The sequence below is a fragment of the Pseudomonas sp. AC532 genome (assembly GCF_979258965.1).
In genome coordinates, this window is record NZ_OZ409888.1 from 2,230,233 (window position 1) to 2,244,550 (window position 14,318).

At 61.8% G+C, this 14,318-nt stretch carries 14 protein-coding genes and 1 pseudogene; 8 read left to right on the top strand and 7 right to left on the bottom strand.

Annotated elements, in window-relative coordinates:
- Positions 1 to 122: 122 nt before the first annotated feature.
- On the bottom strand, positions 123 to 1,328 hold the full coding sequence (gene tyrS, locus ACZ0AV_RS10720; RefSeq protein ID WP_499150995.1) for a tyrosine--tRNA ligase: 1,206 nt from the start codon (positions 1,326 to 1,328) through the stop codon (positions 123 to 125).
- Positions 1,329 to 1,535: 207 nt separating this feature from the next.
- Here tyrS and ACZ0AV_RS10725 point away from each other — a divergent pair, with 207 nt between their 5' ends.
- A complete protein-coding gene (locus ACZ0AV_RS10725; RefSeq protein WP_499150996.1) occupies positions 1,536 to 2,963 on the top strand; it encodes a peptidoglycan DD-metalloendopeptidase family protein in 1,428 nt (475 codons plus the stop codon).
- A gap of 4 nt (positions 2,964 to 2,967) precedes the next feature.
- Entirely contained in the window at positions 2,968 to 4,056 is a 1,089-nt protein-coding gene (locus tag ACZ0AV_RS10730; RefSeq protein ID WP_499150997.1) for an anhydro-N-acetylmuramic acid kinase, read from the top strand.
- 65 nt (positions 4,057 to 4,121) lie between these two features.
- Here the strand turns inward: ACZ0AV_RS10730 and erpA are convergent, their stop codons facing one another.
- The 3 genes from erpA to ACZ0AV_RS10745 all read right to left on the bottom strand — a co-directional run bounded on the left by erpA (position 4,122) and on the right by ACZ0AV_RS10745 (position 5,702).
- Positions 4,122 to 4,475 carry an iron-sulfur cluster insertion protein ErpA gene (gene erpA, locus ACZ0AV_RS10735; RefSeq protein ID WP_042554330.1) on the bottom strand — a complete coding sequence of 118 codons (354 nt, stop codon included), beginning with the start codon at positions 4,473 to 4,475 and terminating at the stop codon, positions 4,122 to 4,124.
- 74 nt (positions 4,476 to 4,549) lie between these two features.
- Positions 4,550 to 4,960, bottom strand: coding sequence for a bactofilin family protein (locus ACZ0AV_RS10740; protein ID WP_499150998.1), 411 nt, complete (start codon positions 4,958 to 4,960; stop codon positions 4,550 to 4,552).
- Positions 4,961 to 4,976: 16 nt separating this feature from the next.
- A complete protein-coding gene (locus tag ACZ0AV_RS10745; protein WP_499150999.1) occupies positions 4,977 to 5,702 on the bottom strand; it encodes a DUF6776 family protein in 726 nt (241 codons plus the stop codon).
- A 201-nt stretch (positions 5,703 to 5,903) separates the two neighbouring features.
- Here ACZ0AV_RS10745 and hemJ point away from each other — a divergent pair, with 201 nt between their 5' ends.
- The 4 genes and pseudogenes from hemJ (at position 5,904) to ACZ0AV_RS10765 (ending at position 8,701) form a co-directional block, all read left to right on the top strand.
- Positions 5,904 to 6,329: a protoporphyrinogen oxidase HemJ gene (hemJ, locus tag ACZ0AV_RS10750; RefSeq protein WP_499151000.1), complete on the top strand. Its 426-nt coding sequence runs from the start codon at positions 5,904 to 5,906 to the stop codon at positions 6,327 to 6,329.
- 99 nt (positions 6,330 to 6,428) lie between these two features.
- Positions 6,429 to 6,712: pseudogene (locus ACZ0AV_RS10755) on the top strand (nitronate monooxygenase); the annotation flags it as partial.
- A 104-nt stretch (positions 6,713 to 6,816) separates the two neighbouring features.
- Positions 6,817 to 7,806 carry a DUF805 domain-containing protein gene (locus ACZ0AV_RS10760; protein ID WP_499151001.1) on the top strand — a complete coding sequence of 330 codons (990 nt, stop codon included), beginning with the start codon at positions 6,817 to 6,819 and terminating at the stop codon, positions 7,804 to 7,806.
- Positions 7,807 to 7,912: 106 nt separating this feature from the next.
- On the top strand, positions 7,913 to 8,701 hold the full coding sequence (locus ACZ0AV_RS10765) for an SDR family NAD(P)-dependent oxidoreductase (RefSeq protein WP_499151002.1): 789 nt from the start codon (positions 7,913 to 7,915) through the stop codon (positions 8,699 to 8,701).
- 9 nt (positions 8,702 to 8,710) lie between these two features.
- Here ACZ0AV_RS10765 and ACZ0AV_RS10770 read toward each other — a convergent pair whose 3' ends face one another.
- Positions 8,711 to 10,192 (bottom strand): AAA family ATPase, encoded by a 1,482-nt coding sequence (locus tag ACZ0AV_RS10770; protein WP_499151003.1) that lies wholly within the window; start codon positions 10,190 to 10,192, stop codon positions 8,711 to 8,713.
- 168 nt (positions 10,193 to 10,360) lie between these two features.
- On the opposite strand from ACZ0AV_RS10770, the gene coq7 reads away from it, so the two are divergent.
- Positions 10,361 to 11,008: a 2-polyprenyl-3-methyl-6-methoxy-1,4-benzoquinone monooxygenase gene (coq7, locus tag ACZ0AV_RS10775; protein ID WP_499151004.1), complete on the top strand. Its 648-nt coding sequence runs from the start codon at positions 10,361 to 10,363 to the stop codon at positions 11,006 to 11,008.
- Positions 11,009 to 11,045: 37 nt separating this feature from the next.
- Here coq7 and ACZ0AV_RS10780 read toward each other — a convergent pair whose 3' ends face one another.
- Entirely contained in the window at positions 11,046 to 11,471 is a 426-nt protein-coding gene (locus ACZ0AV_RS10780) for an OsmC family protein (protein WP_499151005.1), read from the bottom strand.
- Between the two features lie 416 nt (positions 11,472 to 11,887).
- Between ACZ0AV_RS10780 and crp the strand changes: the two genes are divergently transcribed.
- Complete coding sequence (gene crp, locus ACZ0AV_RS10785) at positions 11,888 to 12,532, top strand: cAMP-activated global transcriptional regulator CRP (RefSeq protein WP_499151006.1); 645 nt, start codon at positions 11,888 to 11,890, stop codon at positions 12,530 to 12,532.
- Positions 12,533 to 12,570: 38 nt separating this feature from the next.
- Here the strand turns inward: crp and ACZ0AV_RS10790 are convergent, their stop codons facing one another.
- Entirely contained in the window at positions 12,571 to 14,310 is a 1,740-nt protein-coding gene (locus ACZ0AV_RS10790; RefSeq protein ID WP_499151007.1) for a fructose-specific PTS transporter subunit EIIC, read from the bottom strand.
- Positions 14,311 to 14,318 lie beyond the last annotated feature (8 nt).

Below are 14,318 nucleotides of genomic sequence, written 5' to 3' on the forward strand. Positions count from 1 at the left end.
TTCGCCGTCCGTGCAACCCTTATTTTCACCTAACTTCTTGTTTTACAAGGAGTTTTCAGATCAGGCCGCGCCGGAAGTGGTGCGCATTATAGGCCGCCAGATTCCTAGGTCAACCGTTTATTTCAGGTTTGTTCGGATTTCAGGGTAATTCGTGCAAAGGCCTTCTTACCGGCCTGACAGACATGGGTCGCACCGAGTTTGAAAACGAAAGCACGGTCCACCACCTGGCCATCGACCCGCACGCTACCAGAACCCAGCAAGTCGCGAGCGACCGCTGCGTTCTTTACCAGCCCTGCCTTATTAAGGAGGGCCGCGATGGGCATGTCTTCGGCAGAGGCGAGCTCGACCTCCGGCAGATCCTCGGGCAGCTCACCTTCCTTCATACGGTTACCGGCAGAACGGTGTGCGCTTGCAGCTGCCTCCTCACCATGGAAGCGCGCGACGATCTCCTCGGCCAGCTTGATTTTGATATCACGCGGATTGGCACCCTTCTCGACATCCGCCTTGAACTGGCCGATCTCATCCATGGAGCGGAAGCTCAGCAACTCGAAGTAGCGCCACATCAAGGCATCCGGCATTGACACCAGCTTGTTGTACATGACACCAGGCGCTTCCTGGATACCGATATAGTTGCCCAGCGACTTGGACATCTTCTTCACGCCATCCAGGCCTTCGAGCAGCGGCATGGTGACCACGCACTGGGACGGCTGTCCATATGCTCGCTGCAGCTCACGCCCCATCAGCAAATTGAACTTCTGGTCGGTACCTCCCAGCTCCACGTCGGCACGCAGCGCCACGGAGTCGTAGCCTTGAACCAGCGGGTAGAGAAACTCGTGAATGGCGATGGGTTGATTGCCGGTGTAGCGCTTGTCGAAGTCATCTCGTTCAAGCATGCGCGCCACTGTGTATTGCGAAGCCAGACGGATAAAGTCGGCAGGTGTCAGCTCATTGATCCAGGTGGAGTTGAAGGCCACCTCGGTTTTCGCCGGGTCGAGAATCTTGAATACCTGCTGCTTGTAGGTCTCGGCGTTATCGAGCACCTGCTCGCGCGTCAAAGGCGGGCGCGTGGTGCTCTTGCCACTGGGGTCGCCGATCATCCCCGTGAAGTCGCCGATCAGGAAGATCACCTGATGCCCCAGCTCCTGGAACTGGCGCAACTTGTTTATCAACACGGTGTGCCCCAGGTGCAGATCAGGGGCCGTGGGGTCGAAGCCTGCCTTGATACGCAGCGGTTCACCACGCTTGAGCTTCTCGATCAGCTCCGCTTCAACCAGGACTTCTTCCGCACCGCGCTTGATCAGCGCGAGCTGCTCTTCAACCGACTTCATAGGGCTCACAACCACCGAATTCAAAAGGGAACCAACCATACAAGATCACGGACAAATGACAAGTTTTGCCCAGTGCAAAGCCATCGCCGCACCAGCCATCACCTTCAGGGTTGCCTCGGGGTGGATTTGGTTATATTTTATACAGTTACTGCATATTCATCATTTCATCTTTTCCTCTTCATCTTTTCACTTCAAAAAAGCAGCCCTATGACCTCTACAACTAAAGCGCCGCCGCTCTATCCAAAAACCCACATCATCGCAGCGAGCGGCGTAGCCGCCCTGCTAAGCCTGGCCCTTCTGGTATTTCCCTCCCGAGAGGTAGAAGCCAAGAAAACCTTCCTCAATCTCGATATGGACAATGGCTCGGAACAGGCGCAGCAGGGTCTGCCAACGCCCCCTACCGAGATCGTCCAGGAGCAACAGGAGCAAACAGCCGAGCAATCGCCATTCGCGCAGATAGAAAGCAGCGAAGAAACCCAGAACGCCGAGCTGGATGCCGAGCCGAAAGTTGCCGAACAACCACCGCAAGACCCGCTCAGCAAGACCGTCGCCGTGGCCAATGGCGACACGCTTTCCACGGTTTTCGGCAAGGTTGGTCTCTCTGCCAACACCCTGCATGACGTGATCAACAGCAGCAAGGAAGCCAAGCAGCTGAGCCGCCTCAAGGTCGGCCAGGAGCTGCAGTTCAAACTCAGCGAAGACGGCCAGCTGGAAAGCCTGCACAGCAAGCTCAGCGACCTGGAAAGCATCAGCCTGAGCAAGACGGACAAGGGCTACGACTTCAAGCGTGAACTGGTCAAGCCGGAGGTGCGCGATGCTTACGCACACGGCGTGATCAACAGCTCGCTGTTCGTGTCGGCCAAGCGCGCCGGCCTGTCGCACAACCTGACCATGGACCTGGCCAACATTTTTGGTTACGACATCGATTTTGCCATGGACATTCGCCAGGGCGACGAATTCGAAGTCATCTATCAGGAGAAAGTGGTCGGCGACAAATCGGTTGGTAGCGGCAATATCATCTCCGCACGCTTCACCAACCGCGGCAAGACTTACACCGCGGTGCGTTACACCGACAAGCAGGGCAACGCTACCTACTACGATGCCGACGGCAACAGCATGCGCAAGGCATTCATCCGTACGCCGGTGGATTTCGCCCGCATCAGCTCGCGCTTCTCCAACGGCCGCAAGCATCCGATCCTCAACAAGATTCGCGCCCACAAAGGCGTGGATTACGCCGCTCCCCGGGGTACTCCCATCAAGGCAGCCGGCGACGGCAAGGTAGTCCTCGCTGGTCGCAAGGGCGGTTACGGCAATACCGTGGTACTGCAGCATGGCAACCGCTATCGCACGCTTTATGCGCATATGCAGGGCTTCGCGAAGGGCGTACGCACCGGCGGTAACGTCAAGCAGGGCCAGATCATCGGCTACATCGGCACCACCGGCCTGTCCACCGGCCCGCACCTGCATTACGAGTTCCAGGTCAACGGTACCCATGTGGACCCGCTGAGCCAGAAGCTGCCGATGTCCGATCCAATCGCCCGCCAGGAAAAGCAGCGCTTCCTGCAGATGAGCAAACCTCTGATGGCACGCATGGATCAGGAAAAAGCCACCATGCTCGCGCTGAACAAGCGTTAAGCGAGTGCTCTATTTGGGCGTGATGTCCGGCACCAGCCTCGATGGGCTGGATATCGCCCTTGTCGAACAAGGCGAGCACACCCGGTTGCTCGCCCACCATTACCAGCCCCTCCCCGACTCGCTCCGCGAACAGTTGCTGGCACTCTGCAGCCCTGGTGCCGACGAGCTCGCGCGGGCGGCGCTTGCCGAACAGCAGTGGGCGGAGTTGGTTGCCGCGGGCGTGCACAGCCTCTTGGCGCAACAGAAGCTCGAGCCCCGGGCCGTCCGCGCCATTGGCAGCCACGGCCAGACGGTGCGCCATGAACCAGCACGCGGCTTCACCATCCAGCTCAGCAATGCTGCCCTGCTCGCCGAGCTGACCGGCATCACCGTGGTGGCCGACTTCCGCCGCCGGGATGTGGCAGCGGGTGGCCAGGGCGCACCGTTGGTGCCTGCCTTCCACGAAGCGCTGTTCGCCCGGCCCGACGCGGCCCGGGCGATACTGAACGTGGGCGGTTTCAGTAATCTCAGCCTGTTGGAGCACGGCAAGCCAGCGCTTGGCTTCGACTGTGGCCCCGGCAACGTGCTGATGGACGCCTGGATTCACCATCACCGCGCACAGGCCTTTGATCGCGACGGTGCCTGGGCCATCAGCGGACAGGTGCAGCCAGACCTGCTCGACACCTTGCTTGACGATCCCTTCTTCCAGGCAACCGGTCCGAAAAGCACCGGGCGCGAACTGTTCAACCTGCCATGGCTGATACAACAGTTGCAGCAACACCCGGCGTGCAAAGCAGAAGACGTGCAGGCCACGCTGCTGGAACTCACCGCCACCAGCATCGCGTCGTCACTGCGGCGGGCCCAACCCGACTGCAGCGAATTGCTGGTGTGCGGGGGCGGAGCGCACAACGGGGCGCTGCTTGCGCGCTTGCAGGCATTGCTGCCAGAAACGCGCGTGAGTCGCACAGACGATCACGGCGTCCCGGCCGACTGGGTCGAGGCGATGGCTTTTGCCTGGCTGGCTCATTGCTGCTTGCACGGCATTCCCGGTAACCGCCCGGAGGTGACCGGGGCACGCGGCCTGCGCGTGCTGGGAGCAATCTATCCGGCCTAGGCCGGCATCCGCCTGCACAATGCAAAACGCCGCGCATGTGCGCGGCGTTTTCGTTACAACCTGACTTAGATGGAGAAGGACGAGCCGCAACCGCAGGTAGTGGTGGCATTCGGGTTCTTGATCACGAAGCGAGATCCCTCCAGGCCTTCCTGATAATCCACTTCGGCGCCGACCAGATACTGAAAACTCATCGGGTCGACGACCAGAGCGACACCTTCGCGCTCGATGATGGTGTCATCATCGGCAACGTCTTCATCGAAGGTGAAGCCATACTGGAACCCGGAGCAGCCGCCGCCCGTGACGAACACGCGCAGCTTCAGGCGCGGGTTGCCTTCCTCATCGACCAGGTTCTTAACCTTGCTTGCCGCCCCCTGCGTGAACTGCATCGCTGCGGTGGGGGTGAAGGTTTCGACGCTCATGTTTCTCTCCCGGCGCCAGGCGCCATACTGCGTTGTAGCGCTACATTATCCGCTTACCCGAGAAAAGTGGTCAACTATTGTGCGTCGCCCACGCTTTCCGGCAGCTCCAACGGTCTGCCCTGCTCTTTGAGAGGGCGCAAACCTCCCTCGACCTGCGCTCCCATGGCCATTTCCATCAGACCGTAATAGAGGTTGCCGCGCACTCGAGCCCGCGCGCCCAGTTCGACGTGCTGGCTGGCGTAGACATCACCGTGGATCTCGCCATCGATCACGATATGGGGCGCTCGCACCTCGCCTTCAACCTGCCCTTCGACGCTGACGCGCACCAGCCCCTCTTCGGTAAGAATGTTGCCCAGCACCCTGCCATCGATTTGCACGGCCCCCTGAAACTCCAGGTCACCACGAAACACCGCGCCCGCGGCGATCAGGCTGGTTTTGCCAGTGAAGCGCTGCATGTCGGTCTTGCCCTTGCCTTTATTCCACATCGCCAACCATCACTTATCAGTCAGTCCATTCGATTTGACGTTCGACGGGCTTGCCACCCTCGACATCAGCCTTGATCCGTATCTGTTGCGGCTCGAAGCCCTCCGGTAACTGTAGCTCGCCGAGCCGCCCACCCTCCGGAATCGCCTGTAAATGCTTGAAGGCGAACGGGATCGACTGGACGCTCGAGCCCTCTGGCAGATCCGCGCTCAACTGGACCAGCGGCAGGCTCTTTGCCTTGCCATCCTGGCGGCCGTCGACCTGCACCTGCAAACGCCCCTGCATCGGTTTGTCATCCTTGCCGATACGGCTGAGCATGATCTTGAAGCGAAACAGCCCCGCCTGCTCGGTGGGGTGGATATCGAAGGTGCGAATGAGCAGCCCATCCGCGCGGCTATCCGGCGCCAGCACCCCTTTGTAGAAGGCCAACTCCTGCTGCTGTTTGAAATTCTGCTCTTCGAGCAACTTGATGGTCTGGCGGCTCTGCTCGTTGGACTGCTGGGCCAACTGCTCGCCGCTGCTCAGCACGGCCATACGCTGACGCAGCTCATCGACTTCCTGCGCCTGCTCGTCGAGTCGACCCTGTAGCGCCTGCACCTCAACGCGCTCTTCGCGCATCGCCTTGCCCTGCCACCAACTGCCCAGATAGAAAGCGCCCGGTACCGCCATCAACAGCAGCACCAGGGCAACACGAAGTCGACGCTCCTGAGCACGATTACTGGGCCGCACTTCCCAACCCGACATCAGCGCTGCCACCTGCAGAGGCGAGGCCTGCAGCCAGGCGAGGGAGCGGTGAAATGAGGAAATGCGGGCATCGGGTGCCTCGAGGCAGGTGCACAAAGATGTCGATCATAAAGGTGCACCCGCCTGCGGCCAACCGTCTTGATGACTATCGGCGGCCTGGGCACTAGTATCGGGGCACTAATTCAGCCGAGAGGAACAGCAATGCTCTACCTGTGGATCAAAGCCCTGCATATCATCGCCCTGGTCTGCTGGTTCGCCGGCCTGTTCTATCTACCGCGGCTGTTCGTCTACCACAGCCTGAGCGAGGATGAGCCGAGCCGTGAACGCTTCAGCGTGATGGAGCGCAAGCTGTACCGCGGCATCATGACCCCGGCAATGATCGCCACGCTGGTGTTCGGCATCGCGCTGCTGGTGATGGTGCCAGGCTGGATGAGCCAGGGCTGGATGCATGCCAAGCTGACGCTGGTGGTGCTGCTGGTCGGCTATCACCATGTGTGCGGCGCCATGTACAAACGCCTGGCCCGCGGCGAGAACAAGCGCAGCCACGTGTTCTATCGCTGGTTCAACGAGGCGCCCGTGTTGCTGTTGATCGCCATCGTCATTCTGGTGGTGGTCAAACCGTTCTGACCCAACGGCCTGGAGACGTCACCATGTCGCTGCCTGCCCTGTTTGCCGACCGCCAGCGCTTGCCGCTGATTGCCGCGCCCATGCTCCACCGTGACAGAGGCACGCGCCAGCGACATCATTCACATGCCGGTGGGTTCCGGCGTAGCCGCCAGTTTCATGCGCCAGAGCCTGGCGCGCGCTGGCTTCGATATGCAGGCGCTGCAAGGCGCTCACCAGGCAGCACATTCAAGCCGCTCGACGAGCAAGCCAAAGCCTGGAAGGCGCTGTGGTCGGCCGGCCAGGGCGTAGGCAGCAGTGAGGATCCGCCCTCGGTAAACCGACTGATCGCGCGCCTGGACGACGAATACCAAAGAGCACTTGTGACGGTGCATTCAGCAAGCTGAGAACCACCGCTCAGCCATACGCAAAAGTCGCCTCTGCCCCCTTGCCCAAGCGTGGGCGGGGCGCTACGGTCTGCCCATTACCTCCCGTGCAGACAAGGACGCGCATGAGCCAGCTCCGCTACAAGATCGTCTTCGATGGCAGTTTGATGCCCGACACCTCGATGGACACCGTCAAGGCCAATCTCGCCGCTTTGTTCAAGAGTGACCGCGCGCGCATCGACGGCCTCTTTGGCCGGGGGCCCATCGCCCTGAAACGTGACATGCCGGAAAACGAAGCCAACCAGTACCTGAATGTCCTGCAACGCGCCGGGGCCCGTGCGCGCAAGGAGCCGGACCTCTCGGCAGCCCTCAGCCTCCTGGAGACCGATGAGGAAAAGGCCGCCAACGCAGTGCCTACCCCCCAGGTACAGCAATCGATGGAATGCCCCAAGTGCGGCCATCAGCAGGAAACCGCAGCGGAATGCTCGGCCTGCGGCGTGATCATTGAAAAGTACCTGGCCCGGCAGGCTACGCTCGCCCAGCAGTCGCCGGTACAGCCCGCTGTGGCCCCTGCCGAGGCGCAGCGCACGCCCTATGCGCCGCCGCGGGCCAACATCGACGTACACGCCGGCGAGGTCGCCGAGCTGAAGGTCATGTCCTTCAACGGTCGTATCGGGCGCATGCGTTACCTGGCCTGGTCACTGGTACTGATGTTCGCCTTCACCCTGCTGGTCGCGGCGCTGTCCCTCGTGTCGCTGCTGTCAGAAACCCTGGGCGGCATCCTGATCATTGGCGCCAGCATCGGCATGCTGGTAGTCAGCGTACAGATCGGCGTGCAGCGCCTGCATGACATGGGCTGGACCGGCTGGTTGTGGCTGCTCAGCCTGGTGCCAATCGTCAACAGCGTGTTCTGGATCATCATGCTAGTGGTTCCGGGCACCGTCGGCAGCAACCGTTTCGGCGCCGAGCCGCCGCCCAACAGCGTGGCGGTGAACGTGCTCGCGGGCCTTTTCCTGCTGTTGCTGATCGGCGCTCTGCTGACCCTGTTCCTCAGCGGATTCGCCATTCTCACCATCTTCGGCATGTTCTTCAGCCAGATGGCCGGTACGTCCTGACTCCGGACGCGAGTTTATTTGCGCTGTCAGTGCTGCCATTGCAGCGCTGACAGCCCCGTTGCGGATAGGCTATACGCCCGTCATGCACCGCGTCAGGAGAAATCCCATGTCCCGCTATGCCCTGGTTACAGGCGCCTCCAGTGGTATCGGCCTCGCGCTGGCCGAGGCATTGGCGCGCCGTGGGCGTAATCTGATCCTGATCGCCCGCCAGCGTGATGCGCTGGAAAGCATCGCCTACGAGCTGACGCAGCGGTTTTCCGTCGAGGTGCTGTTTCGCGTCTGTGACCTCAGCGAGCCGCTGCAGCTTTCCGGGTTGCTGCATGAGCTGGAACAGAACGGTCAGGTCGTCGAGCTGCTGGTCAACAACGCCGGGATCGGCAGCGCAGGCTCCTTCGTTGCCCAGGACTGGCGGCGCGAGCAGCAACTGCTGGAGGTCAACGTGCTGGCCCTGGCGCGCCTGTGCCACGCCATTGGTACCGTGATGGCCGGCCGGGGCAACGGGCAGATTCTCAATGTGGCGTCGATTGCCGCCTTCCAGCCAGGCCCGTGGATGAGCAGTTACTACGCGAGCAAGGCCTATGTGCTGCATTTCTCCGAAGCGCTGCGCGAAGAGCTGCGCCCGCACGGCGTCAAGGTGTCGGTGCTGTGCCCGGGGCCGACCCGCAGCGCGTTCTTTCGCAATGCCCAGCTCGACGCCAGCGCACTGGAGCGTGGCAAACTGATGCTGAGCGCCGAGGAAGTCGCGCTGATTGCGGTACGCGGCCTGGACAAGAACCGCGCAATCATCATTCCGGGTTGGCGCAACCGGCTACTGAGCCTGGTGCCGCGACTGTTGCCGCGTGCCCTGATTCGCCGTATCGTCGCGCGCCTCAACCGGCGCTTCGGACGAGCCTGACGCGCACCGTCAGTTCGCACTCACCGTTCGCCCGCGCGCCCAGCCGCGCAGCTCTGCCAGGGGTTCGGCCATGATCACCGAAAGCGGCGAGGTGGCGTGGATGCCGCGCAACAGCAAGTCATGGTCCACTGACTGCTGCTGCGCCTGCGCCGCGTAAAGCGCACTGACCACCACCTGTTCGATCTCCGCCCCGGAAAAACCTTCGCTGGCCTGCGCCAACTGCGCGAGGTCGAATGCCGTGGCCTCCAGCTCACGGCGCTGCAGGTGGATTCGAAAGATCTCGGCGCGAACGTGCACGTCTGGCAGATCGACGAAGAAAATTTCGTCGAAGCGCCCCTTGCGGACGAGCTCCGGCGGCAGGCGACCAATGACGTTGGCAGTCGCGACCATGAACACCGATGACTTTCGCTCCGACATCCAGGTCAGCAGGGTACCGAGCACCCGCTGGCTGACACCACCATCCTGATCGCCGCTGGCGAGACCCTTCTCGATTTCGTCGACCCACAGCACGCAGGGTGACATCTGCTCGGCCAGCTTCAATGCCTCGCGCAGGTTACGCTCGGTTTCGCCAAAGAACTTGTTGTACAGGCAGGCAAAATCCAGGCGTAGCAGCGGAAGTCCCCATAGCCCGGCCACGGCCTTGGCCGCCAGGCTCTTGCCGGAACCCTGCACGCCGACCAGCAGAACGCCCTTGGGCATATCCACACTGGCGCCGTCGAAGAAGATTCGCTGCCGCTCACCGAGCCAGCGTTTCAGGTTGCTCAAGCCGCCCACATCGGCGAAACGCGCCGTATCGTATTCGTAGCTGAGCACGCCATCGAGATCGAGCAGTTCGAACTTGGCCTTGTTGAGTTCGGGCAGGTCTTCCTGGGTGATGGCGCCGTCGTCACAGATAAGGTTGCGCGCCAACATGCGCGCTTCCGCATGGCTCATGCCGCGCAGGTTCTTCACTACCTGCTGCAGGGTGCGGTTATCGGTGCGCACGCGCCGATTGCGATTGTGCTCGCTCCAGCGCGCTGCCTCGTCACGCACGATGCCCAGCAGTTCGTCTTCACCTGGCAACGCCAGGCTGAAACGAGCAGCGTAGCGCTGCACTTCCGCAGGCAGCTTGCAGGCATGGGACACCAGCACCACAGTGGGTGCCTGGCTGCCGTCGGCCATGGCTATTTCCTTGAGCAGGCGCACCAGCTTGGGGTTATCGACCAGAAACGGATGCAGGTCGCACAGCACGTAGAGGCTCGCTTGTGGATCAGCCTTGATCAGGCGCAGCGCCGCCTCGGGCTCGTTGCTGCCTGCGTCGGCAAAAGCGTCGCCAACCAGGCCACCGCGCTGCAGGCCCGAGGTGATGGACCACGTGAACAGGCCAAGCCCACGGCGCACCGCCAGGCTGGTCAGGGTTTCCAGCACCCGGCGCTCATCCCATGACTCGATCAGCACCAGCTTGACCTTGGAGTCCAGCACCAGCCCCAGATCGTGAATGTCGTTCTTCACAGCAACTCCTTATGCCCAGAGACAACGGCCATGGTCCCGCCAAGCAGAGCCGCGGGCAAGTGCTGCATGACGGTTTGTAGACCGAGTCGCCATCGTTGCTGCGTGCCGCCGACCTGGGGAGATCTTTTGCGGTAAACTGGCCACTCATGTTCTCGCCGGAGAAGCACCATGGCCAACGACCGCCATTATTCCCCCGTCGACCGCCTGCTGCTGCAAGCCGACATGGCGCTGCGTACGCTGCTGCCCTTCAGCGGCCAGCCCAGCCGCCCCTCCCCTGCCGTGGTCGAACCCGAGGCGCAGCTCGACGCCCAGCAGACCCGCCACATTGCCGGCCTGATGCGCGTCAACCACACCGGGGAAGTCTGCGCGCAGGCGCTGTACCAAGGTCAGGCCCTGACGGCCAAGTTGCCGCGCGTGCGCGCCGCCATGGAGCATGCCGCGGACGAGGAAGTGGATCACCTGGCCTGGTGCGAACAGCGCATTCGCCAACTGGGCAGCCACCCCAGCGTGCTCAACCCGCTGTTCTATGGCCTGTCATTTGGCGTTGGCGCAGTAGCCGGCCTGGTCAGTGACCGCGTCAGCCTGGGGTTCGTGGCCGCGACCGAGGATCAGGTGGTCAAGCATCTGGACGAGCACCTGGAGCAGATCCCTCAGGAAGATGGTAAATCACGCGCCATCCTCGAACAGATGCGCCGTGATGAGCAGGAGCACGCCGACAGCGCCCTGAACGCCGGAGGCGCTCGCTTCCCGGCGCCGGTCAAGCTGGGCATGAGCCTGCTCTCCAAGGTCATGACCAAAACCACCTACCGGATCTGAGGCAAAACAGAGGGCGGCCTGCCGGCTGCCCTTCAGGTCAAGCGCCCAACTCGACGATTTCGTAATCGTGAGTAATCACCACGCCAGCCCGACCCAGCATAATCGACGCCGAGCAGTATTTCTCCGCCGACAACTCCACCGCACGCTTCACCTGGGCCTCTTTGAGCCCGCGGCCCTTGACCACGAAATGCAGGTGAATCTTGGTGAACACCTTGGGGTCCTCACTCGCCCGTTCAGCATCGAGGAAGGCTTCGCAGCTTTCGACGGGCTGGCGTGATTTCTTAAGGATGCTGACCACATCGAAATTGCTGCAACCGCCAAGGCCAATAAGCAACATTTCCATGGGCCGGACACCGAGATTACGGCCACCGTTTTCCGGTGGACCGTCCATCACCACAGCATGGCCGCTGCCCGACTCGCCTAGAAACAGCGCCTCGCCTGCCCATTGAACACGCGCCTTCATTGTTGCTGCTCCTCTAAGCTGAAAAGGGGCAAAAGCTTATCACAAGGCAGCTTTGCCACCGCTCAACAAGAAGACTGACAAAGTTCCCGCGGGAACGTCGAATGCCTCACAAAACAGACGACCGGTAGCGCTCACTGCTCATGTGATGCTGAATTAGTGGCACAATTGACGCCAGAAGTACGACGACATGTTTTCTGTCGATCAGAACGAGATATTCACCCACGCGCTTTCGACTCGACGTCAGTGCAGGCAATGTGATTTTCGTTGTGAAGGATGTCACGGTCACGGGCTTACATGATGTACCAGACGTGACCCGGCAACCGTCATCTGCCTTGCCGACAGTCAAGCACTTGGGTCTGGGCAGCGCTTACCATCACGCCGCCACAGGTTTATCTTCTTTAATTCGGGACTCAGGCATGGTCGCTATCACCCTCACTCCAAAAGTCAAAAATCTCGACAAGTTGCTCGCGCACTGCCACCGCCGCCGCTACACGGCCAAGAGCACCATCATCTATGCGGGTGATCGCAGCGAAACGCTGTATTTCATCGTCAAGGGCTCGGTGACCATCCTGATCGAAGATGATGATGGTCGTGAAATGATCATTGCCTACCTTAATCCCGGGGATTTCTTCGGCGAGATGGGGCTGTTTGGCAAAGACGGCGTAGAGAAAGAGCGCAGCGCCTGGGTGCGTGCGAAAACCGAATGTGAAGTAGGCGAACTGAGCTACACCAAGTTCCGCGAGCTGACTCAGCAGGACCCCGACATCCTGTTCGCCCTCGGTACGCAGATGGCCGAGCGCCTGCGCAACACCACCCGAAAAGTGGGCGACCTGGCCTTCCTCGACGTGACCGGACGCGTGGCCCGCACCCTGCTGGACCTGTGCAAGCAGCCAGACGCGATGACTCACCCGGACGGCATGCAGATCAAGATCACCCGCCAAGAGATCGGCCGTATCGTCGGCTGCTCCCGTGAAATGGTCGGGCGGGTACTCAAGGCCCTGGAAGAACAGGGCCTGGTTCACGTCAAGGGCAAGACCATGGTGGTGTTCGGCACGCGCTGAACCGCCAGCCCGGTATCCGCAGATACCGGGCCGTTTGCTCAGGCCTTGGCAGCCACCACTAGCGCATCGACCTCAGGCCGCTTGATCAGCGAATAGACGACCCCGGTCACCAGGCTACCCGCGACAATCGCCAGCAGATACAGCAAGGCGTGATTGATCGCATTGGGGATCAGCAGTACGAACAGCCCACCGTGTGGCGCCATCAGCTTGCAGCCGAAGTACATCGACAGCGCACCGGTCAGCGCGCCACCGGCGATGCTTGCCGGGATAACCCGCAACGGGTCCTTCGCGGCAAAGGGAATCGCCCCTTCGGAAATGAAGCACAACCCCAGCACCCCTGCCGCCTTGCCGGCTTCGCGCTCGGCCTGGCTGAACTTGCGCCGCGCCAGCACGGTGGCGATGGCCATACCGATCGGTGGCACCATACCGGCTGCCATGGTCGCCGCCATCGGCGCATAGCTCTGCGAAGCCAGCAGGCCGACCGAGAACGCATAGGCGGCCTTGTTGATCGGCCCGCCCAGGTCCACGCACATCATGCCGCCAAGCAAAAGCCCGAGCAGGATGGCATTGGTGGTGCCCATGTTCTGCAGGAATACCTCCAGCGCCGCCATGATCGCCGCGACCGGCGTGCCAACCACATAGATCATCGCCAGGCCGGTAACCAGGCTGGCGAGCAGTGGAATCAGCAGGATCGGCTTGAGCGCTTCGATGCTTTGCGGCAGGCGCAGCCAGCGGCTCAGGCCCAGCGCCAGATACCCGGCCAGGAAACCGGCAATGATGCCCCCCAGGAAACCGGTGCCCAGCGCACTGGCCAGCATGCCGCCGATCATCCCGGGGGCCAGCCCGGGGCGGTCCGCAATCGAGTAGGCGATGTAGCCGGCCAGCACCGGAATCATCAGTGCGAAGGCAGCCTCGCCACCGATTTTCATCAATGCCGCAGGCAGGGTACCTTCCTGCTTGAACGCCTCGATTCCGAACACGAACGACAGGGCGATCAGCAGCCCGCCCGCTACCACCATCGGCAGCATGAACGAGACGCCGGTCAGCAAATGCTTGTAGGGGCCACTCTTGTTGGCCGCCTTGCCGGCATCAGCGCTTTGCGGCTGCCCGGCACCCTGGAGCGGCACGCCCTCGGCCAGCGCCTTCTGCAGGGTTTGCTTCGGCTGTTTCAACGCTACACCGGTGCCGCAGCGATAGACTTTCTTGCCGGCGAAACGCTCGGTTTCCACTTCGATATCCGTGGCCAGCAGCACCACGTCGGCGGCCGCGATACTGGCCTCGTCGAGCAGGTTGCGCGCGCCCACCGAGCCACGGGTTTCCACCTTCAGGTCATAATCCAACTGCTCGGCAGCCTGCTGCAACGCCTCGGCAGCCATGAAGGTATGCGCGACGCCGGTCGGGCAGGCGGTGATCGCCACCAGCTTCGGCTTGCCACCGGAGGAAGCAGCAGACACCGGATCGGCCTTCTCGAGCACCTGACCCTGTTCGGCAGCGACCAGCAAGAACTGCCTGGGATCAGCCAACGCTTCGGACGGCGTGGACTGCACCACGCGCTTGCCGACGAAGCGCTGCAGATCCAGCTCGCCGGTTTTGACCACCAGCACCAGTTCGGCCGCCGCGATATCAGCGTCGCTCAAGGGCGAGCCGATCGCCTTGGGATCATGCACTTCAACCTGGGTGGACCAACCCAGCCGCTCGGCCGCGGCCTGCAATAGACGCGAACAGAGAACGCTGGTGACCTGGCCGTTGGGGCAGGCGGTAATGATCAGCACATTCATTGCAACGA

Coding starts and splice junctions, on each gene's coding strand:
- tyrS (WP_499150995.1), bottom strand. CDS start 1,328: ATGAAGTCGGTTGAAGAGCAGCTCGCGCTGATCAAGCGCGGTGCGGAA.
- ACZ0AV_RS10725 (WP_499150996.1), top strand. CDS start 1,536: ATGACCTCTACAACTAAAGCGCCGCCGCTCTATCCAAAAACCCACATC.
- erpA (WP_042554330.1), bottom strand. CDS start 4,475: ATGAGCGTCGAAACCTTCACCCCCACCGCAGCGATGCAGTTCACGCAG.
- ACZ0AV_RS10740 (WP_499150998.1), bottom strand. CDS start 4,960: ATGTGGAATAAAGGCAAGGGCAAGACCGACATGCAGCGCTTCACTGGC.
- ACZ0AV_RS10745 (WP_499150999.1), bottom strand. CDS start 5,702: ATGTCGGGTTGGGAAGTGCGGCCCAGTAATCGTGCTCAGGAGCGTCGA.
- hemJ (WP_499151000.1), top strand. CDS start 5,904: ATGCTCTACCTGTGGATCAAAGCCCTGCATATCATCGCCCTGGTCTGC.
- ACZ0AV_RS10760 (WP_499151001.1), top strand. CDS start 6,817: ATGAGCCAGCTCCGCTACAAGATCGTCTTCGATGGCAGTTTGATGCCC.
- ACZ0AV_RS10765 (WP_499151002.1), top strand. CDS start 7,913: ATGTCCCGCTATGCCCTGGTTACAGGCGCCTCCAGTGGTATCGGCCTC.
- coq7 (WP_499151004.1), top strand. CDS start 10,361: ATGGCCAACGACCGCCATTATTCCCCCGTCGACCGCCTGCTGCTGCAA.
- ACZ0AV_RS10780 (WP_499151005.1), bottom strand. CDS start 11,471: ATGAAGGCGCGTGTTCAATGGGCAGGCGAGGCGCTGTTTCTAGGCGAG.
- crp (WP_499151006.1), top strand. CDS start 11,888: ATGGTCGCTATCACCCTCACTCCAAAAGTCAAAAATCTCGACAAGTTG.
- ACZ0AV_RS10790 (WP_499151007.1), bottom strand. CDS start 14,310: ATGAATGTGCTGATCATTACCGCCTGCCCCAACGGCCAGGTCACCAGC.